The sequence below is a fragment of the Phytobacter sp. SCO41 genome (genome assembly GCF_003073275.1).
GTDB classification, from domain to species: Bacteria; Pseudomonadota; Gammaproteobacteria; order Enterobacterales; family Enterobacteriaceae; genus Phytobacter; species Phytobacter diazotrophicus.
Window position 1 is genome coordinate 1518146 of sequence record NZ_CP027225.1, and the last position, 19981, is coordinate 1538126.

Genomic DNA, 19981 nt, shown 5'->3' on the forward strand with positions numbered 1-19981 from the left:
AACCCTCGCTACGGCGGGGGTTTTTTATTTCTCCGTTTTGTCTCCTCATGTACATTCTTTCCAGGTTTAACTGCAATTATGGGTTTATGAATATTACGCTGGTAAAAACAGTGATTGGGGAATTTGCCGGGACCAGGAAATAGCGCGCATTGTTAATGAACGCATCGGGACTATCTGCAAGGGATATTAACGGGGAAAGCGTAGCCGTTATTTGCGGCGGGGAAGAAATAAACCGGGGTTGCCCCCGGTTTATCTGAATTACAGTACCAGTGCCGCGATAGAGGCGGACAGGACACTCACCAGCGTTGAACCGTAAACCAGTTTCAGACCGAAGCGGGAAACCACGTTGCCTTGCTCTTCGTTCAGGCCTTTGATCGCACCGGCGATAATACCGATAGAAGAGAAGTTAGCGAAGGAAACCAGGAAGACAGACAGGATGCCTTCCGCACGCGGAGACAGGCTGGATGCGATTTTCTGCAGATCCATCATCGCCACGAATTCATTGGAAACCAGTTTGGTTGCCATGATACTGCCCACCTGCAGCGCTTCTGAGGACGGTACACCCATTACCCAGGCAATCGGGTAGAAGATGTAGCCCAGAATCCCCTGGAAGGAGATGCCGAGGATGGCAGCGAACAGGGCGTTCAGCCCAGAAATCAGAGCGATAAAGCCGATCAGCATCGCCGCAACGATAATCGCGACTTTAAAGCCCGCCAGAATATACTCGCCCAGCATTTCGAAGAAGCTCTGTCCTTCATGCAGGTTAGACATCTGCAGGTTTTCTTCGCTCTCATCGACGCGGTACGGGTTGATCAGGGACAGCACGATAAAGGTGCTGAACATGTTCAGAACCAGCGCTGCGACCACATATTTCGGCTGCAGCATGGTCATGTACGCGCCAACAATTGACATCGAAACGGTAGACATCGCGGTAGCCGCCATGGTGTACATGCGGTTGCGGGACATTTTTCCGAGGATATCTTTGTAAGCGATGAAGTTTTCAGACTGACCCAGAATCAAGGAGCTGACTGCGTTAAACGATTCCAGTTTACCCATGCCGTTGATTTTGGACAGGACGGTACCGATAGCGCGAATAATAATTGGCAGTACGCGGATATGTTGCAGGATACCGATCAGCGCAGAAATAAAGACAATCGGGCAGAGCACTTTCAGGAAGAAGAATGCCAGACCTTGATCGTTCATTTTGCCGAAGACGAAGTTTGTCCCTTCGTTGGCAAATCCGAGCAGTTTTTCAAACATCTCGGAGAAGCCTTTCACAAAACCCAGACCCACGTCAGAGTTCAGGAAGAACCAGGCAAGCAAGACTTCGATCACGAGCAGTTGGACAACAAAGCGAATGCGGATTTTTTTGCGGTCACTGCTTACAAGTAATGCAAGCAGCGCCACAACGGCAAGCGCCAGAACAAAGTGCAGAACGCGGGACATATTTGCTCCAAATATGAGACGGGTAGAAATTTCGTGCACATTCTATGTAACAAGCGGAAAGAAAACGAGATCAAACACACAGTATATTAATGACCTGTGACCAGACTCAAAAATAGTGATCCGCCATACATTTCTGTTATGTTAAGTAAAAGAATGAAAAGTTGCACTGTAATGCTAAACTCTTAACAAGACGGTGTGATTTGCATCCCATCGTCCCTGTCTTAAAAACATCCGGCCCGTCATCGTTTCTGACTATCGAAGAAATCAATCGAATCTACTCTAAATGAACTTGATAATCATTCTCATTTTGGTAGCATGAAACATAGCAAAGGCTATATTTAGGGGCAAGAAATGAACAACAGTCGCGTTGAGAGTAGCAGTGGACGTGCAGCGCGCAAGTTAAAGCTCGCGTTAATGGGACCTGCGTTCATTGCGGCGATCGGGTATATCGATCCGGGTAACTTCGCCACTAATATTCAGGCCGGGGCCAGCTTCGGTTATCAACTGCTGTGGGTGGTTGTCTGGGCGAACCTGATGGCCATGCTGATTCAACTGCTGTCAGCAAAATTAGGGATTGCTACGGGTAAGAACCTCGCAGAACAAATTCGCGACCATTACCCGCGTTCGTTGGTCTGGTTCTATTGGGTACAGGCGGAAATTATCGCCATGGCCACGGACCTTGCCGAGTTTATCGGCGCCGCCATCGGTTTTAAGCTGATCCTCGGCGTGTCGCTGTTACAAGGTGCGGTATTGACCGGTATTGCCACTTTTTTAATTCTGATGCTGCAACGCCGCGGGCAGAAACCGCTGGAAAAAGTCATTGGCGGGCTGCTGCTGTTTGTTGCGGCGGCTTATATCGTTGAGCTGGTTTTCTCACGTCCTGAACTGGCTCCGCTCAGTAAAGGCATCTTGATCCCAAGCCTGCCGGGTACCGAAGCCGTGTTCCTTGCCGCCGGTGTGTTAGGGGCAACAATCATGCCGCACGTGATTTACCTGCACTCCTCATTGACCCAGTATCTGCATGAGGGAACGCGCCGCGAGCGGTATTCCGCGACCAAATGGGATGTGGGTATCGCGATGACTATCGCCGGTTTCGTCAATCTGGCGATGATGGCGACTGCCGCTGCCGCATTTCACTTCAATGGTCATACCGGCATTGCCGATTTGGACGAAGCCTATTTAACGCTTGAACCGCTGCTCAGTCATGCGGCGGCTACCGTGTTTGGCCTGAGCCTGGTGGCTGCCGGGCTTTCTTCCACCGTGGTAGGGACGCTGGCCGGGCAGGTGGTGATGCAGGGGTTTGTGCGTTTCCACATTCCATTATGGGTACGCCGGACCATCACCATGATGCCATCGTTTGTCGTTATCCTGATGGGGCTTGATCCCACACGCATTCTGGTGATGAGCCAGGTACTGCTCAGTTTCGGCATCGCCCTGGCGCTGGTGCCATTGCTGATCTTTACCAGTGACCGCGGGTTAATGGGGGAACTGGTGAATACGCCGACGGTCAAGCGCGTTGGCTGGCTGATTGTGATCCTGGTGGTGGCGCTAAATGGCTGGCTGCTGGTGGGAACCGCTTTAGGGGTATAACGCTAAATATTGGCAAAGAAAAAGGAGCGCATGCGCTCCTTTTTGCTTATAGCCTGTTTGTTAACGCCAGTGACCATGGCCGTGACCACGTCCCGGGCCGCGACGATCATCGCGATCATTCCAGCCTTCACGGTAACCACGTTCGTAAGCATCACGTTTATCCCAGCCACGGTGGTAGCCACGGTCATGCATACGCCAGCGATGGTCACGCCATTCGTAATTACGATGCCAGTAGTCGCGGTCGCGCCAGCGTCCGCCGTCCCAATAATTGCCGTAATTGTCGCGATCGCCAATTTGCAATTTTACAGAAGGCAGCAGTGTTATTTCGCCAGCGTTAGCGACCAGCGGGGCACATGCCATTAATACTGCTGCGAGAATCAGTGACCTGAACATAGTTTTCTCCTTCACGATCGGGTCTGTTGCAGCAATATTATGTAACGTTTATGCCCGCATCTTCGGCGGAACTCCTAAATCCATAGTGACAGCACTTTTTGCTAAAAGCGCTGTTATTTTGCGCTGTTCAGGATCGCATCAATATTGGCGCATTCCGCTTCGCTGAACTGGCGATTAGCCAGCATGCCGACGGCGTCATCGAGCTGGCTGATTTTACTGGCGCCAATCAGCACGGAGGTCACCTTGTCCCCGCGCAGAACCCATGCCAGCGCCATTTGCGATAATTTTTGCCCACGGGCAATCGCCAGATCATTCAGCTTGCGGACTTTTGCCAGCTTTTCATCCGTAATCTGATCGGGATTGAGGAAACGGCTACCGCTGGCGGCGCGTGAATCTGCCGGAATACCATTCAGATAACGGTCGGTAAGCTGTCCGCCTGCCAGCGGCGAAAACGCAATGCTGCCAACCCCTTCTTGTTGCAGCACAGTCAACAGCTCGTCTTCCACCCAACGCTCGAACATCGAATATTTGGGCTGATGGATAAGGCAGGGCGTGCCCAGATCATTGAGTATCTCAATGGCCTGGCGCGCCAAATCGGCCGGGTAATTCGACAGACCGACATACAGCGCCTTGCCCTGGCGGACAACGTGGTCCAGCGCCCGCATGGTCTCTTTCAGCGGCGTTTCTGGGTCCGGACGGTGGTGATAGAAGATATCGACATAATCGAGCCCCATCCGGCGCAGGCTTTGATCGAGGCTGGCAATCAGGTATTTGCGTGAACCCCAGTCGCCATAGGGGCCATCCCACATGGTATAGCCTGCTTTGGTCGAGATGATCAGTTCATCCCGATAAGGCAAAAAATCTTCCTGCAGCAGACGACCAAAATTGCGCTCGGCAGAGCCGGGAGGCGGCCCGTAGTTATTGGCGATATCGAAATGGGTTATCCCCAAATCGAAAGCATGTCTGAGTAGCTGACGGCTATTTTCAATGAGTGTGGCATCGCCAAAGTTATGCCACAGTCCAAGTGAGATTGCCGGAAGCTTAAGACCACTGTCACCGCAGCGGCGAAATTCCATTTTCTGATAGCGATCCCCGGAGGCCAGATAAACCATACATATGCCCTTAATGTCAGTGTATACGTTTACACACGTGATCTTCGAGCTTACATCAGCTTGCCGATTCTCGCTGATTTCCTCTGCTAAATTCTGCCGTTACGCACTATTTTTTGCGTGGTGCGATCATTACCGGCTTTCCTGCCAGCAGCAGCCAGGCGGGTAACATCACAATGCATAACAGGGGCAGCAGACTGGTATCCGGCACCACGGCGGCAGCCATAAACAGGCTCAACCAGGCGTCGCGGGTGACGACCAGCACCATGCCGAGAATGGCACACGAAATAGTGATTGCTGCCGGGACGGCGTTGACGTGTTCATGCAGCATCAGGCCGAGAGCGACGCCAACAAACACCGCCGGGAAGATGCGCCCGCCGCGAAAACCACAGGCCGCCGCAACCACCAGCGCCGCCAGTTTTATCACTGCGAATAGCAGATAATCCGTTACGGTAAAGGTCTGAGCGAACGCCATTTGCTGCATCTCATCCAGCCCTTTAAACAGGGTGATATTGCCGCCAATAACGCCGAGCACGCCCAGAATAAAGCCGCCGATCCCGAGCATCAGTACCGGGCTTTTCAGGCGATGCATCAACTGGTGCAAACGTGGCAGGCACCAGACCGCTACCATCCCCAGCGCAATCGCGATGGCGCAGACGACCGCACCGCTGATGATATCGACCAGATGCATCTGCGGATAATGCGCAACAGGAAGAGCGAAGTGGGGATGGAAAAACAGCCCGGTGGTCAGGGCGCCTGCGGCGGCGGCCATCAGCGGGGCGAACAGGCGGTCCCATAGCGGCAGGTCAGTATTTGAATTCAGTGTCTGGGAGAAAATCAGCGCGGCTGCCACGGGGGTGCCAAACAGTGCGCCAATGGTTCCGGCAGAGGCGAGAATAGTCCAGTCGAGAGGGGCAACGCGCGGGAACAATTTTCCACCCAATGCCACAGCCAGGGCAATATTGAGCACCATAATAGGATGCTCCGGCCCAAGGCTCACGCCACCGGCCAGGCCAAGTACCAGGGCAACCAGCAGGCCGGGCAGGGCAGAGACATGCACAGGTGCGCCAATCAGCGGCTCGGTTGCCGGATCCGGGCCGCCGTGTCCGGCGCTGTAACGAATCACCAGACCGACCGCCAGCCCGGTCAGGGTCAGCATCATAATCACCCAGAAAGGGGAGTCAGGGGTAAAACCCAGACGATACGGCAGCCCATTCCACAGTATCAATTGCAGAACGGCGGCCACTTTCATGACCAGCAATAACACCAGACTGGATGCGACACCGATAATCAGCGCGGGAAGCGCCAGTAGCAGCATCGTTCGGGCTCGCGGATGGAGCATGTTCATTTCCTTTTAACTGAGCACAGAGGTCACAGCACGCTCGTGGAAAATATCCGGCGAGTGCAGACATTGCTGAAACCGTTACGTTAATTTGTGACGAAGATCGATAATCCCGGGGCACTCATGCTATGTTCGTTGTCGTTACAGCGCCTTGAATTTACAGTGTGCCAAAGATTTATTCTGACTTTAGCGGAGCCGTAAAAGAATGACAAAATATGCTTTAGTAGGGGACGTGGGCGGCACGAACGCACGATTAGCGCTCTGCGATCTCAGTAGCGGAGCCATCTCCCAGGCCAAAACCTATTCAGGCCTTGATTATCCCAGCCTTGAGGCGGTGGTACGCGTGTACCTTGATGAGCATAAGGCAGAGGTAAAAGATGGCTGTATCGCCATCGCTTGCCCTATTACCGGTGACTGGGTGGCGATGACCAACCACACCTGGGCTTTCTCTATCGCAGAGATGAAAAAAAACCTTGGCTTCGCACATCTGGAAATCATTAACGATTTCACCGCTGTCTCTATGGCGGTGCCGATGCTGAAACCAGAGCATCTGACTCAGTTCGGCGGTGGTGAGCCGGTTGAGGGCAAGCCAATCGCGGTCTATGGCGCGGGCACGGGCCTTGGCGTATCACATCTGGTGCATGTCGATAAGCGCTGGGTCAGCCTGCCGGGTGAAGGTGGACACGTGGATTTTGCGCCGAACAGCGAAGAAGAGGGCATTATTCTGGAGGAGCTGCGCGCGGAGATCGGCCATGTGTCTGCCGAGCGTGTTCTGTCCGGTCCGGGGCTGGTCAATTTGTACCGCGCAATCGTGAAATCGGACGGACGGCTGCCGGAAAACCTGCAACCGAAAGATGTCACCGAACGTGCCCTGGCGGATAGCTGTATCGATTGTCGCCGCGCGCTGTCGCTGTTTTGCGTCATTATGGGGCGTTTTGGCGGCAACCTGGCGCTCAATCTCGGTACGTTTGGCGGTGTCTATATCGCGGGCGGTATCGTGCCGCGCTTCCTGGATTTCTTTACCGCCTCCGGTTTCCGCGGTGGTTTTGAAGATAAAGGTCGCTTTAAATCCTACGTACAAGACATCCCGGTCTTCCTGATCACGCATGATAACCCTGGCCTGCTCGGCGCCGGCGCGCACCTGCGCCAGTCGCTGGGGTATTATCTCTAAAGATGCATTAACTGCCTGAATTCTTTTACCTTACTGCGGCTGACGGGGACCTGGAAATCCAGGTCTCTCAGCCGCACGATATAGGTGTTATTGAACCAGGGCTCAATTTCGCGAATTTTATCCAGATTGACGCAGTAGGAGCGATGGCAGCGGAAAAAGTGCGCCGCCGGGAGCTTGCTGCAAAACTCCGTAATATTCATTGGCATGACATAGGATTCACGTTTGGTGTAGACAAACGTCATCTTTTCATGCGCTTCTGCGTAATAGATATCGTGAATACTGGTGACGATGATGCGTTCATCTTTCACCAGGTTGATTGTCGCATTCTCGCGTGGGGCAGGGCTGGCACTGGTGCCGGTTTGTTGCTGCCAGGCTGTTTCCAGCTTTTGCAACATGCTAATAATGCGCGATTCCTGATACGGTTTGAGAATATAGTCAAACGCTTCCAGTTCGAATGCTTCTACCGCATGCTCTTTCCAGGCGGTAATGAACACGATAAACGGTTTATGGGCGAACTGACTGATATTCTGCGCCAGAAGGACTCCGTCCAGGGACGGGATGTTGATATCAAGGAAAATGGCGTCCACTTTGTTGTGCTGTAAATATTTCAGCACGTCGAGACCGTCCTCAAATGTACCCACAATGTCCATCTGGCTGTGCGTTTTGATAAGCCAGCTCAACTCCTGTTGCGCCAGGAATTCATCTTCAACAATGATGACCTTCATTCACTTCCCCCGTTAAGGCAACAGCGTGGCCGGCGTGGTCACAGGTGTGGTGTGCAAGGGCACATAAAACGCAATTTCGGTACCCGGCGTCAGGCGGCGGATATGCAGCCCCTCGCCATACAGTAACTTCACGCGCTGGTGGACATTGAGCAAACCGATTTTATTACCCGGCATTTCGTCGGCTTCCACACGGGCGATCATCTCGGGCGCAATGCCGTTCCCCGTATCGCGTACGGCAATACGCACGCGGTTGCCGCACTCCGCCACGCTGATGGTCACCACCCCTTTTCCTTTACAGGGCTGAATACCGTGAACAATGGCATTTTCGACCAGCGGCTGAATCAGCAGGCTGGGAATAACACAGCTCACCTCTTCATCAATGTCATAAATGACCGTCAACTTGTCGCCAAAACGGGCCTGTTCAATGGCGATATAGTCTTTGATTTGATAGAGCTCTTTTTTGATATCAATCTGCTCATCGTCTTTTAATTCAATGTTATAGCGCAGGTAGCGCGACAGATTGAAAATCAACTGACGGGCGGTGTCCGGATTAAGGCGGATAGAGGATGAAATCGCATTGAGGGCGTTAAAAAGAAAGTGTGGGTTAATCTTGCTTTGCAATGCGCGCAGTTCCGCTTTATTGGCCATCTCACGTAGCTGCTCGGCACGGGAAACTTCCAGTTGCGTAGAGATAATTTGCGACAGACCAACCGCCATCTCCTGCAGCGAGGAGGTGATTTGATGCGCATGGCAATAATAGATTTTAAGCGTGCCGGTGACGATCCCCTTTTCCCATAGCGGGATCACCAGCATTGAGTGGATCTGCGGCGTTCTGTGGGCTTCATCATTGTTTTTAATGATGATCTCCCCGGTATCAATTGCCTGGCGTGTTGTCGGGCTAATGATATCGTCACTGTCCCGGTAGTTGTCTTCGCCCACGCCGACATACACCAGCACATGGTCGGCGTTGGTGATGGCCACGGCGTCGGCATTAATATCGCGGCGAATGATGTCGCATACCTGGCGCAGGGATTCGCTATTGACGTTGCGAAACAGCGGCAGGGTTTTATTGGCGATATCCAGCGCCAGTTTGGCCTGGCGTCCGGCAATGGCTTCTTTTTCACCTTCCACGCTTTGTACCAGCAAAACGATAAAGCCCACACAGACGCTGCCCAGAATCATCGGCACGCCAATTTTCGATACGATATCCAGGCCCAGTGCGGTCGACGGCGCCCAAAGTACCACCAGCGTCATGGTCAGGGTTTCGCACAACATCCCGGCGATGATGCCCACGCTCCAGTGCTTTTGCTTAGGGATTTTGCGATTTATCCAGCCAGAGAGAACACCGGCAATAATACTGGTAATCAGGCAGGGTACGGCTGTTACGCCGCCGATATCAATCAGATAGCGGTGTATCCCGGCGATAACGCCGGTAATAATGCCCACCCAGGGGCCAAATAAGATGCCGCCGGACATCACCGCAATAATGCGCACATTCACCAGCGAGCCTTCGACCGGTACGCCGGACCAGGTGCTGAACAGCGCAAACATTGAGAAGATAGCCGTGACGGCGAGCAACTCTTTTGGCGTGTGCGCCGTTTTATGCAGTAACTCGCGGAACAGGCGGATACGGATCAGAAAGAAAAGGCAGATCAGCATCAGCGCCGCGCGATCAAATACCGCCAGCAGCATGTTGAATATTTCGTGCACGGGAAGGCTCATGTAAAAGGCGTGAAAAAGCTATGATAAAAAACATCGCCGCCAATGACCAGTCAGGTGCGCGTATTTGGCAATGAGGAAAACCCCCTTTCTTAAAAGGGGATTGATACCGGTCGGAAGATGTTTCGCCACATGTGAAAAAATGCCTTATTAGAACGTAACTTCATTGATATCAGCTTGTTAAATTTGAAGGTGTATATTTTCTCTTGTTGCCAGGATTTTGTTTTGCGCATTTTTTTTGGCTTCCCCTTTTTTAGACGTAAAATTTTTTCACATTTCCTCTCGACAGCAGGTTTTTTTTCAGGCTATGTTCAGGAAACGCCACAACCGTGGCGGCGTCGCTCGGACGGTCCGGGCGCTAACGTTAATCTGAGGAAGTTATGGCTGAATTCAGTCCTGAACGCCGTTTTACGCGTATCGATCGTCTCCCCCCTTATGTTTTCAATATCACGGCTGAACTGAAAATGGCTGCGCGTCGGCGCGGCGAAGATATTATCGATTTCAGCATGGGTAATCCTGACGGTCCGACACCGGCCCATATCGTTGAAAAACTCTGTACTGTTGCCCAGCGCCCGGACACGCACGGTTATTCCACGTCGCGCGGCATTCCGCGTTTGCGCCGTGCCATTTCTCGCTGGTATCAGGATCGCTATCAGGTCGATATCGATCCGGAAAGCGAAGCGATCGTCACCATCGGTTCAAAAGAGGGGCTGGCGCATCTGATGCTGGCAACCCTGGACCATGGCGACACGGTTCTGGTGCCCAATCCGAGCTACCCGATTCACATTTACGGTGCGGTGATTGCCGGCGCCCAGGTGCGTTCTGTGCCGCTGGTGGAAGGCGTTGATTTCTTCAATGAGCTGGAGCGCGCGATCCGCGAAAGCTACCCTAAACCGAAGATGATGATTCTGGGCTTCCCCTCCAACCCTACCGCGCAGTGCGTAGAACTGGAGTTCTTTGAAAAAGTGGTCGCTCTGGCAAAACGCTATGATGTGCTGGTCGTTCACGACCTGGCCTATGCGGATATCGTCTATGACGGTTGGAAAGCGCCGTCGATCATGCAGGTTCCCGGTGCTCGCGACGTGGCGGTTGAGTTCTTTACGCTCTCAAAAAGCTACAACATGGCGGGATGGCGTATCGGCTTTATGGTCGGCAATAAAACGCTGGTGAATGCGCTCGCGCGTATTAAAAGCTATCACGACTACGGCACCTTTACGCCGCTGCAGGTGGCAGCCATCGCCGCGCTCGAAGGCGACCAGCAGTGCGTGCACGATATTGCCGCACAGTATAAGCGCCGCCGCGATGTGCTGGTAAAAGGCCTGCATGAAGCCGGATGGATGGTCGAAATGCCAAAGGCGTCAATGTACGTCTGGGCGAAAATCCCTGAACCTTATGCCGCCATGGGGTCGCTGGAGTTTGCTAAGAAGCTGCTACAGGATGCCAAAGTTTGCGTGTCGCCTGGCATCGGGTTTGGTGATTATGGCGATACGCATGTGCGTTTTGCCCTGATTGAAAACCGCGATCGTATTCGCCAGGCGGTAAGGGGCATCAAAGCGATGTTCCGCGCCGATGGTCTGCTTCCCGCTACCACAAAATCCACGGCGGAAGACACAGAGCAGTAAGCCGGGGCACACAGGCCTTTTCACAAATGAAAACAGGAGCCAAATGGCTCCTGTTCTTCTTTTCGTTCTACGAACGTTGCTCAGATCATCAGGGCAAATGTACCGGCCCAAACAATGACCATCACCGAAATGCCCATAAAGAAATATTTCACGCTTCATCGCTCCGCATACATACGTATGCATTCATGACCAGATCAGGACTGAGTATAGAGAGGTGAAACTACGCCAAATTGAAAATGGGAATTTTCTCCCTTTCGGCCACAGCTCCATCTCAGAATTCTTGATGCATCTCGCATCAGACGGGGCTAATGTACGCCTAAATTTTGCGCCTTACAAGGGGCATTTTTTTAAATACTTTCCGCAACTTACAGAGTGTCGGGCTTTGGCGACAGATTAATTTCTTTGCGGAATAAATGCCCGTTGAGCGACGCGTTGTCACAGGATTGAAACCTGTAATTTGACCGTTGAATTACAAGGTTATTTTGTGATCGGTCGCACGTTTTGTGCTCGCCACTGCGAATGGACAGGCGAGTCGATACAGCATTGTCAGTGGGGGTGTCTTTTCAAGAGGTATGCATCACCGACCTGAAAACAGTGCTTTTTACCGAACAGCAAACCTGTATTTGTGAGTTATGCCTTCATTATTATCACTTCAAAAATTGCGATGTCTCTCATTTTTGCCATAAAACTGCGTATAACATCATTTATAAGTTTAACTGGCAGTGAATGAGATGATAATAATTTGCTATTAAAATGGATTCGCATAATTTTCATGGAATTTGGTTTGCAGACTAATTGTATTCTCTGAAACTGAACGCCTGGGGAAATTTACTTAGCCTGATCATGGCTACGCGAGAATAAGTATCTTTCAAATAACTCAATTAAATAAATGAACAATCGGATTAAAGTTAAATTTAATTTCTGGTTCACTTAATCTAATGGATACTTAGGGGGAAGCTATGGACTCTTTCGTTGCCAGACAGCCGATATTCGATCGTGACTTGCATACCGTAGCCTATGAGCTCCTTTTTCGTTCTGGAATGAATAACTCTTTTCCAAACGTACCGGCCGATTATGCGACCAGCCAGATGATCTCCGACCAGTTCCTGGGCATCCCAACCTTTCGCTTTGTAGGGGAGAACATCTCTTATATTAATTTCCCCTATCAAATGATTGTTCAGGGGATGGCTGACATCTTACCTCGCGAACGCGTCGTCATTGAAATATTGGAAGATGCTGTCCCTGATGATGCGCTGTTCGAGGCCGTGCGCTATCTCTTCGCCTCAGGCTATACGCTGGCATTAGATGATTTTGCGATGGACGAGGCGTGGGATCGTTTTTTACCCTATATAACTATCCTGAAATTTGACGTTAAGGCAAATTCGTTTGAAGAAATCAATGGATTTTTGAAACGTCATGCGTTGCAGTTAAAAACAAAAAATCTGCTGGCGGAAAAAATCGAAACGTATGACGAATTTAAACAATATAAAGACCAGGGCTTCCATTTGTTTCAAGGTTATTTTTACAGTAAGCCGGAAATTATTCAGAGCAAACGCCTGCCACACAAAGCTGCACACCTCTTCCAGTTGATGAGCGAAGTTAACGCGCCAGAGTTAGATTTTGATAAAATCGGGCGTATACTCGAACATGATTTATCGTTGACTTACAAGATCTTAAAATATGCCAAAAATATTGTGCATCGCGTTAGTGGCATAAGCGCTGTCGACAACTTAACGCTCAAAAAAATTGCTATCTATTTGGGGCGAAGTGAATTAACTCGCTTTGTTTCGCTGGTTTGCCTGGCCAATCTCTCTAATAAAGACACTAACGAGCTTTATCATCTTTCCCTGTCCAGGGCTAAATTCTGCGAAATCATTGTTGCGCGTACACATTCAACGTGTTGTGCGCAGGAGGCATTCTTATGCGGATTGTTTTCATTACTGGATGCCATGCTGGAGATCCCGCTTGAGGAAATTTTCGAGCAAATAACACTTCCTTTATCCGTTCGCAATGCGCTGGTGCACAAACAGGGTACGCTTTATGACCTGCTTAGCCTTGTACAAAGTTATGAGCGCCGTGAATGGGAAGCGGTACAGCAACAGGCAAAAAAACTGAATATTCCAGGCTGGGCGGCTGTTGATGCAATGGGGGAAGCTCTCGCCTGGGCGGATGCGACAGTCTCATGACACCGCTCCAAAGAGCGGGCATTTTTCACACGGCAGATTAATCATTTTGGCGTATGAATGCGGTCATTATCACGAAACATGCAGGCGATATTTCGTACTGTTGAGATAACGTTTAGGTTAAGGTGATATATTTTTAATCACCACAACCTTTAAGGTTATTGGTCGTTACATCAACAGTAAAAGGAATTTCTGCATTGGATATCCCCCGTATTTTTACGATTACCGAAAGCGAACACCGCATTCATAACCCCTTTACGCCAGAAAAACTCGCGACACTCGGTGCGGTACTACGCCTGAAACCGGGCATGCGCATACTTGATCTTGGCAGCGGTTCGGGTGAAATGCTCTGTACCTGGGCGCGCGATTATGCCATCACCGGCGTCGGCGTTGATATGAGCCAGCTTTTCAGCGAACAGGCGAAACAGCGTAGCGAAGAACTTGGCGTCAGCGAAAACCTGACATTTATTCATGGCGATGCGGCAGGTTTTGTCACGGATGAAAAATGTGATGTGGCAGCCTGTGTGGGCGCAACCTGGATTGGTGGCGGCGTAGCAGGGGCTATCGCGCTGTTACAAAAAAGCCTTCGCCCAGAAGGGATCATCCTTATTGGCGAGCCTTACTGGCGGCAGCTACCGCCAACGGAAGAGGTAGCCCAGGCCTGTTTTGCCAACGCGATAGCAGACTTTCATACGCTACCTGAGCTTGTCGCATCATTTGATGAGTTGGGTTTTGACGTCGTCGAGATGGTACTGGCAGACCAGGAAGGGTGGGACCGGTATGAAGCGGCGAAATGGCTGACGATGCGCCGCTGGCTTGAGGCCAACCCTGATGATGATTTTGCGCCAGAGATTCGTGCGACGCTTACGGCAGCGCCAAAACGCCATGTTAGCTGGACGCGTGAGTTCCTGGGCTGGGGTGTCTTTGCGTTAATGGCGCGCTGACCGTCCCGTCATAACGTCCCTCCCTGAGCGGGGTATCTTCAGATACCCCGTTTTTCTGTTGGTATGGCGTCGGGATATCTTAAAACAAGAGTGCTTTCGACCACGCCGCTTCGTTGCTAAAATAACCGCCCGGCAGACTTACACTTATCCGCAGGAATGAGGGAGACGCAGTGGTGGATCGGATTGATTATGAAATCGAAAAATATAGCTTCACCGAACTGAATGAATCTCCCCGTATCGCTCGCCAGTGGGCAGACACGCTTGACGAGTGCCGTCAGACGCAGGCGAACGCCGAAGAGCGATTACGCATTGCGCTGCTCAACGTCGATTACGTGACCAGCTTTGAGCTTCCTTTTCGCTTATTGTTAATTCGCGCGCCGCAGTTGATTGCCAGCCTGCGTGATGAGCTACAAATCGGTCAGAAAAACGTTATTTTCAACGGTAAACGTTTCGGCTGCGTCTATACCCTGAAAACCGATTTAAGCGATATACCGGATGCATTCCAGTATCGCCTTTCAACCCGTATCCGGCGGGTAGATGCCTCCGGGTCAGTGGCTACGCCTTATCAGCAAATCGCCAAAGAGGTAAAAGCTCCACGCGAACGACTCAAACTGGCGCTGGAAAGAGGGCTGCCGGTTACAGCGCTTGACGGGCTTTTCTGGTTTGGGATCCAGCGTATTGCTGCCGATGTGCAACGGTTGCGAAAAAGCGGTATGGCGATCGCCACGGCGGAAGTGGATATCTTTGACAACCTGACGGGTACTACCCGGCGAGTCCCGGTGTATCGCAGCGTGACGTAAATTCGCCTGCCGATGTTCACCGAACAGATGTGAAAACCCTCCTTTATGTTTGAGCAAACGTCGGCTGGCTGCGTTTGCTCTTTTGCGCACGTCAGTGATATCTCTTTATCCTTTATTGATACTTATATTATTACGCCACATTAACTGAAATTTTCAGGTTTAATATATGAGAGTTTGAGTTAAGTTTTATTTTAATATTCTTTTGATAATCTCCTTAATTTGTTCATCTTTCAGGCATTACTATTTCTATGGTTTTGCTTAAGGATGAATAAAATGAAAATAATTGGATTGGATGAGCATCGCAGTTTACGTGGGAACGGCGCGCTTAAATATTTCGAACTTGAAGGTGTACCGAGTGACGAATGGGCGCGTATTTTTCAAAGCCACTTTGTGGATCAGGATATAAAAGTATGGATTGAGGGATATTGCATAGTCCTCCAGTGCCAGACTGAAGAGATCCCGAAATACAGAGAGCTTTTACAAGCTAAGTGCGATGAAATCACAGCACAATTAATACCTTAGGGACTTATAGCCCGTTAAAAAGGCGATAAGTATCCGGTCAAAATAAGTAAACGGCATCTGAAAAGTGGGATATCCACTGTGTAAGATGCCGTTTTTTATGCCAGAGCGGTGTTAACTTTCGCCAAAGCACTCACTAAGCGACATGACCAGCCTGCATTCATTATCGACAGTCAGCGCACGCCAGCCCGTGCCCGTTTCTCCTTCCCGAATAACAGGCATTCCCTGTTGCGTCAGATGCGTAATCAGCGTTGAAAACTCCACCTCATTCACCGGACGGGGCTGCCAGAAGGTCTTTTTATTATCAGTAAAGATGGGCAGCAACTGAATTTGCGGCTGCCGGGTACCCACTAACAGACGAACGATAAAACCGTAAGCCGGCATGCCGCGCTCCTGATATTCACCGTTACTGTTAAACACCGCATTACCGATGCTGTAAATCACCAGGCTTTGATCCTGCTGCGCCGCTTCGCCTGCCATATGCGGCCCGGAGCCAATAATCAGATCGGCACCGGCATCACTCAGTTGCTTAGCCAGGGTGCGCTGCCGGGCGGTGGTCCAGCGGTAGTCCAGCCCCCAGTGAGCAAGAACAATCAGCGTGGCGGGGTGAGCGCTCGCTTTCTCCTTACGAAGCTGTTCAATCAGCCCACCACTGATACAGGCGACGCCCGCGCGGCGAGGGCGGGCATAAAAGGCGCACTCCTCTTCCATATAACGTCGATACCAGTAGGCGCTGAAAATCTTGTACGTCCGCTTGCCCACGGTGACGACCAGCGGCGCTTGCGCCTGCTGCGCGTTTATCCCGGCGCCCACGCAGGCGATTCCCGCCTCGCGAAACGCTGTCAGCGTGCTATACAGACCGGGTAACCCGGCGTCCATCGCGTGATTGTTGCCCAGCGCCACCGCATTGATGCCCTGTTTGCGCAGGGCGGCGACAGAGGCGGCCGGATCGCCTGTCAGGCAGAACGGTTTACGGCCTGCAAGACTGGCGCTGAGATCGGTGGTCAGCGCCGCTTCAAAGTTGGCAAGCGTCATGTCGCTGTTGTGAAGAAGGGGGGCGATAGCCGCAAAACTATAGTCATAGCCGTAGCGCTGGAGTGCGTCATCAATACCGCGGGCCTTACGCCGGGCGGTGTACCACTCACCGAAATAGGTATCCCCCAGAAATGTCAGGGTCGCCGTCGGTGAGTCAATCTGGCGAACGCTGGGGGCACAGGCGACCGGTTGATGGGCGGTATCGGCCTGCGCCAGCAGTTCATCCAGAAGATAATCAAGGTGGAAAGCATCGTTTGCACCCGCCGCGCAGGCCAACCAAAGTTCGCCTGAAAACCATTGCAGCGCGAAACCCCAGTTTCCGGCACTGAATTGCCCCCACGCGCTGCCGTCACTGTGCAGATTGCCAGTTTTGCGATAGATGCGCTCGCCGATGACGGCTTCCTGTTCGCAAAACCACGGCAACAGATGCGGATAGCGCTGGTAGAAATGGCGCACAAGCCTGGCGATATCCAAAAGTACCGTGCGCTGCCCTGGGCGCACGCGACCGGAGACGGTATTCATATGCGTGTACGGCATGCCGATAGTGGCGCTCAGTTCCCGCAACTGGGCCAGCGCTTTTGCACTGCTGCCAGCCAGATGCTCTGCCAGGTTAATGGCCGCATCGCAGGCGTTATGTAGCAACATTCCCTGTAGCAGGGACTTCACGGTCAGTTTGTCACCCTGCCTGAGTGTCAGCGCCGGGTTACCTTTCAGGATATCCGCCGCGATCTCCCGCACGGTGATGGCGGTCTCCAGGGTGGTTTTTTTATTTAACAGGCGATCGGCGATACAACAGGTCAGCAGTAACTGGCTGAGATAGTGCGACGCGAAGGGGCTATCGGCCCGTTCCGCGACGTGTTGCTCACCGGTCGAGAGGTTGATCAGCAGGCGCGCGGTGTGCCCTTTACGCAGCGCGGGCGGGGCGGCAAGTCGGGTTTTCAATAGACTGACAACCTGCCTGAAATCCGAGTTTCGCACGCTGCCTTTTACCAGCACGATATCGCCGGGGCGCAGCGTCGGGGCAGCGGCGTCAACCAGCGCCTGCGCCGTCTGAAAATGACCACCCCGCGCGGCTTCCGGCAGTGTCTCATGTAATGCCTTCATCTCCTCGCCGTGCAGAAAGGCGTGCTGGCAGCCAGCTTCCAGTAATGGCGTCGCCAGAGAACGGTGAATGGCCTGGCTCTGATCGCCGAGATTAACAATGCGTCCCAGCAGGGCAATGACACGTCCGCCATGAGCTCGGGCACGTTGCGCCGCCACCGCAAACGCATTGAGCATGGAAAGATATTCGGCGTTGTAACTGTCATCAATCAGCGTGGCTGTCCCGCCGCCGGGCAGGGACAACGGGGTAATGCACAGATGCTGACCATCGCTGCGATAACCCTCAAGGCCTGCGATAATCTGCGGCAGGTTCACGCCCAGCAGATCGGCGGCAATCAGCGATGCAACCGAATTGAGCGCGCCACCGTTACCGGGCACGGCCAGCCGGTAGCTGACGACCTGCTGATGAAAAGCGACCGTGACTCTGCTTCCGTTGTCGTCTGGTGTTATCCCGGTGATACGCACATCTGCGTCCGGGTTGAATCCGTAACTGATAATCCGCGCGCCGTCGCGTTCAACGCTTGCCGCGACAGTCGCATACTCGGCCATATCGCGGTGCAAAATGGCGTAACCACCGGGGATAAGACCATGACTGATGCGCGCCTTATAGCGTGCCACGTCATTCAGGGTGGTCACATTCTTGCCCACCTGAGTCATTCCGATTTCGGTAATGATAACGATGTGCGGCTTAATGCGATGCCCGACGCCTCCATTACGCATCCAGAGCGCGGAGATGGCCACTTCCATCACGACGGCCTGTGGGTTCGATACTGCACGCGCCAGGGTGACGGAGGCGCCGGTACGCGTGTTGTGATTGCCGCGGCTGGCTATCACAGACAGGTTGTCGGTCAGGATCGCCTCCAGCATCTCTTTGGTCGAGGTTTTGCCGACGGTACCTGTGACGGCCACCAGTTTGCCGTTAAATCGCCGCCGTGCTTCTTCTGCCAGTAAGTGAAGCGCCTGATAACTGTCACCAACCACCAGTTGTGGAAAGCCAGGCGGCAGGCCTGCGAGTTTGCGCTGGACAATCGCGCCGCAGTAGCGGGAAGCCTGCTCTGGCAGCAGGGTGTGCGTATCCTTCCAGCCCGCGTAAATACCGGTATTACCTGAGCCTTGCAGCCAGGTATCGGTGTCGATCGCAACGAACAGACAAGGGCGGTCATACGGCGTGTTGTCATGCAAAATGGCGATGTCGCCCGCAATCCAGGCGGCATCCGGGCGGTTGTGCCAGAGGCTGCCGGGTAACAACTGCGTAAGATCTGCGGCGGTCCAGCCCGGCGTGTTGGGGCCAGTGTTGCGCGGACGAGGGGTTTTCTGGCGCATGGTTGTATCCTTACTCATTCAGGGCAGTGCCGTGGTGCGGGCAAAGGGCTATTGCATTAACCCCCTGATTACCGTGCAAATCATGGTATTCCGGCGCGACGGCGGGGCGTTCGAGCTGCTTCACCTGGTGGCCATGTTCACGCAAAGCCTGTACGAACCGGGTTTGCAGATCGAACGGCGTGTTACGATCCTGCCGGTTGCCGATCACCAGGATTAAACGTGCGGGATCGTTCGCTATACCCGCTACGTGGTCGAGGGGATCCCACGGGTTAGCGAGCCCGGTGCCGTCCAGGCCCGGGGCTGATGCCTCGTCACGTTCTTTCCGCATACGCCCGGCCCGTTCCAGTAGCCCCCATGCGCCGGAGGTGAGTACGGCACAGTCAATATCCCGGCGTCCAAACGTGAGCAGCGCCGATGCGGCCGTTGCGCCACCGCTGTGTCCGCTGAGGATAAAGCGCGCAATACCGTAGCGTGCTTTGATGGCATCTACGGCGGCATTCAGCGCGAGAAATTCTTCTGCCTGACGGCGGCGATAGTGGTTGCCGCTGGAACCATAGGTTCCCGGACGGGCAACAATCAATGTTGGGAGCCCGCTTCGACGAAAAATGGCCTGCGCCTCGCGGCGTTGCGCGTCGGCTGTATTGGCCGGGATCTGGTCTGGCGGGCGCTTAATCAGCGATACCCGATCGCCTTTAAACATCACCAGCGCCAGAGGCGCATTGTGCAGGGAGCCCGCACTAAAGTAGCGAATACAGGCCGAGCCGCCCGCATACTGAACCCACACGGCGTCATCGCCAACCGGACAGGTCTGCGGGTTAGCGGGCTGGTTCCACAGTAGCGGCGTGTCGGCATGGGCGACCACACCGACAAGCAGCAACAGAAAAAGTGCGTAAAAGGGCCTCACAGCACCGCCTCAACGGGCAAAGATATAGATGTACAGAATACACAACCAGGCATTC

At 52.8% G+C, this 19981-nt stretch carries 16 protein-coding genes; 7 read left to right on the plus strand and 9 right to left on the minus strand.

Annotation, left to right across the window (positions count from 1 at the left end):
• Positions 1–258: 258 nt before the first annotated feature.
• Positions 259–1446: a NupC/NupG family nucleoside CNT transporter gene (locus C5523_RS07480; RefSeq protein WP_039079750.1), complete on the minus strand. Its 1188-nt coding sequence runs from the start codon at positions 1444–1446 to the stop codon at positions 259–261.
• Positions 1447–1797: 351 nt separating this feature from the next.
• On the opposite strand from C5523_RS07480, the gene C5523_RS07485 reads away from it, so the two are divergent.
• Positions 1798–3036 carry an Nramp family divalent metal transporter gene (locus tag C5523_RS07485; protein WP_108700860.1) on the plus strand — a complete coding sequence of 413 codons (1239 nt, stop codon included), beginning with the start codon at positions 1798–1800 and terminating at the stop codon, positions 3034–3036.
• 60 nt (positions 3037–3096) lie between these two features.
• Here the strand turns inward: C5523_RS07485 and ypeC are convergent, their stop codons facing one another.
• The 3 genes from ypeC to C5523_RS07500 all read right to left on the minus strand — a co-directional run bounded on the left by ypeC (position 3097) and on the right by C5523_RS07500 (position 5880).
• The gene (gene ypeC / locus C5523_RS07490; RefSeq protein ID WP_039079752.1) at positions 3097–3429 is read right to left on the minus strand and encodes a DUF2502 domain-containing protein YpeC; all 333 of its coding nucleotides are present in this window, start codon (positions 3427–3429) and stop codon (positions 3097–3099) included.
• 113 nt (positions 3430–3542) lie between these two features.
• Positions 3543–4541, minus strand: a complete 999-nt coding sequence (gene mgrA, locus C5523_RS07495; RefSeq protein WP_108700861.1) for an L-glyceraldehyde 3-phosphate reductase — start codon at positions 4539–4541, stop codon at positions 3543–3545.
• A 106-nt stretch (positions 4542–4647) separates the two neighbouring features.
• Positions 4648–5880 (minus strand): ion channel protein, encoded by a 1233-nt coding sequence (locus C5523_RS07500; RefSeq protein ID WP_039079754.1) that lies wholly within the window; start codon positions 5878–5880, stop codon positions 4648–4650.
• 205 nt (positions 5881–6085) lie between these two features.
• Here C5523_RS07500 and glk point away from each other — a divergent pair, with 205 nt between their 5' ends.
• The gene (gene glk, locus C5523_RS07505; protein ID WP_039079755.1) at positions 6086–7051 is read left to right on the plus strand and encodes a glucokinase; all 966 of its coding nucleotides are present in this window, start codon (positions 6086–6088) and stop codon (positions 7049–7051) included.
• Here the strand turns inward: glk and C5523_RS07510 are convergent.
• Together C5523_RS07510 and C5523_RS07515 are read right to left on the minus strand one after the other, a co-directional pair.
• Positions 7048–7776: a LytTR family DNA-binding domain-containing protein gene (locus C5523_RS07510; RefSeq protein WP_039079756.1), complete on the minus strand. Its 729-nt coding sequence runs from the start codon at positions 7774–7776 to the stop codon at positions 7048–7050. The genes glk and C5523_RS07510 overlap by 4 nt on opposite strands.
• 12 nt (positions 7777–7788) lie before the next feature.
• Positions 7789–9486 (minus strand): sensor histidine kinase, encoded by a 1698-nt coding sequence (locus tag C5523_RS07515; RefSeq protein ID WP_039079757.1) that lies wholly within the window; start codon positions 9484–9486, stop codon positions 7789–7791.
• Positions 9487–9875: 389 nt separating this feature from the next.
• Between C5523_RS07515 and alaC the strand changes: the two genes are divergently transcribed.
• Complete coding sequence (gene alaC, locus C5523_RS07520) at positions 9876–11117, plus strand: alanine transaminase (RefSeq protein ID WP_039079758.1); 1242 nt, start codon at positions 9876–9878, stop codon at positions 11115–11117.
• Between the two features lie 80 nt (positions 11118–11197).
• Here the strand turns inward: alaC and ypdK are convergent, their stop codons facing one another.
• Positions 11198–11269, minus strand: a complete 72-nt coding sequence (ypdK, locus tag C5523_RS07525) for a membrane protein YpdK (RefSeq protein ID WP_099458783.1) — start codon at positions 11267–11269, stop codon at positions 11198–11200.
• Positions 11270–12076: 807 nt separating this feature from the next.
• On the opposite strand from ypdK, the gene C5523_RS07530 reads away from it, so the two are divergent.
• From C5523_RS07530 to C5523_RS07545, 4 genes are all read left to right on the plus strand, one after another.
• Positions 12077–13303 (plus strand): EAL and HDOD domain-containing protein, encoded by a 1227-nt coding sequence (locus tag C5523_RS07530; RefSeq protein WP_108700862.1) that lies wholly within the window; start codon positions 12077–12079, stop codon positions 13301–13303.
• 194 nt (positions 13304–13497) lie between these two features.
• A complete protein-coding gene (locus C5523_RS07535) occupies positions 13498–14244 on the plus strand; it encodes a cyclopropane-fatty-acyl-phospholipid synthase family protein (protein ID WP_071196161.1) in 747 nt (248 codons plus the stop codon).
• A 170-nt stretch (positions 14245–14414) separates the two neighbouring features.
• Positions 14415–15044, plus strand: coding sequence for a DNA-binding protein (locus C5523_RS07540; RefSeq protein ID WP_039079761.1), 630 nt, complete (start codon positions 14415–14417; stop codon positions 15042–15044).
• A 273-nt stretch (positions 15045–15317) separates the two neighbouring features.
• A complete protein-coding gene (locus C5523_RS07545; RefSeq protein WP_108700863.1) occupies positions 15318–15566 on the plus strand; it encodes a hypothetical protein in 249 nt (82 codons plus the stop codon).
• 111 nt (positions 15567–15677) lie between these two features.
• Here the strand turns inward: C5523_RS07545 and C5523_RS07550 are convergent, their stop codons facing one another.
• Together C5523_RS07550 and C5523_RS07555 are read right to left on the minus strand one after the other, a co-directional pair.
• Positions 15678–19022 carry a CapA family protein gene (locus tag C5523_RS07550; RefSeq protein ID WP_172960877.1) on the minus strand — a complete coding sequence of 1115 codons (3345 nt, stop codon included), beginning with the start codon at positions 19020–19022 and terminating at the stop codon, positions 15678–15680.
• A gap of 10 nt (positions 19023–19032) precedes the next feature.
• On the minus strand, positions 19033–19926 hold the full coding sequence (locus C5523_RS07555; RefSeq protein WP_223878777.1) for a S9 family peptidase: 894 nt from the start codon (positions 19924–19926) through the stop codon (positions 19033–19035).
• Positions 19927–19981: the final 55 nt, after the last annotated feature.

Coding starts and splice junctions, on each gene's coding strand:
- C5523_RS07480 (WP_039079750.1), bottom strand. CDS start 1,446: ATGTCCCGCGTTCTGCACTTTGTTCTGGCGCTTGCCGTTGTGGCGCTG.
- C5523_RS07485 (WP_108700860.1), top strand. CDS start 1,798: ATGAACAACAGTCGCGTTGAGAGTAGCAGTGGACGTGCAGCGCGCAAG.
- ypeC (WP_039079752.1), bottom strand. CDS start 3,429: ATGTTCAGGTCACTGATTCTCGCAGCAGTATTAATGGCATGTGCCCCG.
- mgrA (WP_108700861.1), bottom strand. CDS start 4,541: ATGGTTTATCTGGCCTCCGGGGATCGCTATCAGAAAATGGAATTTCGC.
- C5523_RS07500 (WP_039079754.1), bottom strand. CDS start 5,880: ATGCTCCATCCGCGAGCCCGAACGATGCTGCTACTGGCGCTTCCCGCG.
- glk (WP_039079755.1), top strand. CDS start 6,086: ATGACAAAATATGCTTTAGTAGGGGACGTGGGCGGCACGAACGCACGA.
- C5523_RS07510 (WP_039079756.1), bottom strand. CDS start 7,776: ATGAAGGTCATCATTGTTGAAGATGAATTCCTGGCGCAACAGGAGTTG.
- alaC (WP_039079758.1), top strand. CDS start 9,876: ATGGCTGAATTCAGTCCTGAACGCCGTTTTACGCGTATCGATCGTCTC.
- C5523_RS07530 (WP_108700862.1), top strand. CDS start 12,077: ATGGACTCTTTCGTTGCCAGACAGCCGATATTCGATCGTGACTTGCAT.
- C5523_RS07545 (WP_108700863.1), top strand. CDS start 15,318: ATGAAAATAATTGGATTGGATGAGCATCGCAGTTTACGTGGGAACGGC.
- C5523_RS07550 (WP_172960877.1), bottom strand. CDS start 19,022: ATGCGCCAGAAAACCCCTCGTCCGCGCAACACTGGCCCCAACACGCCG.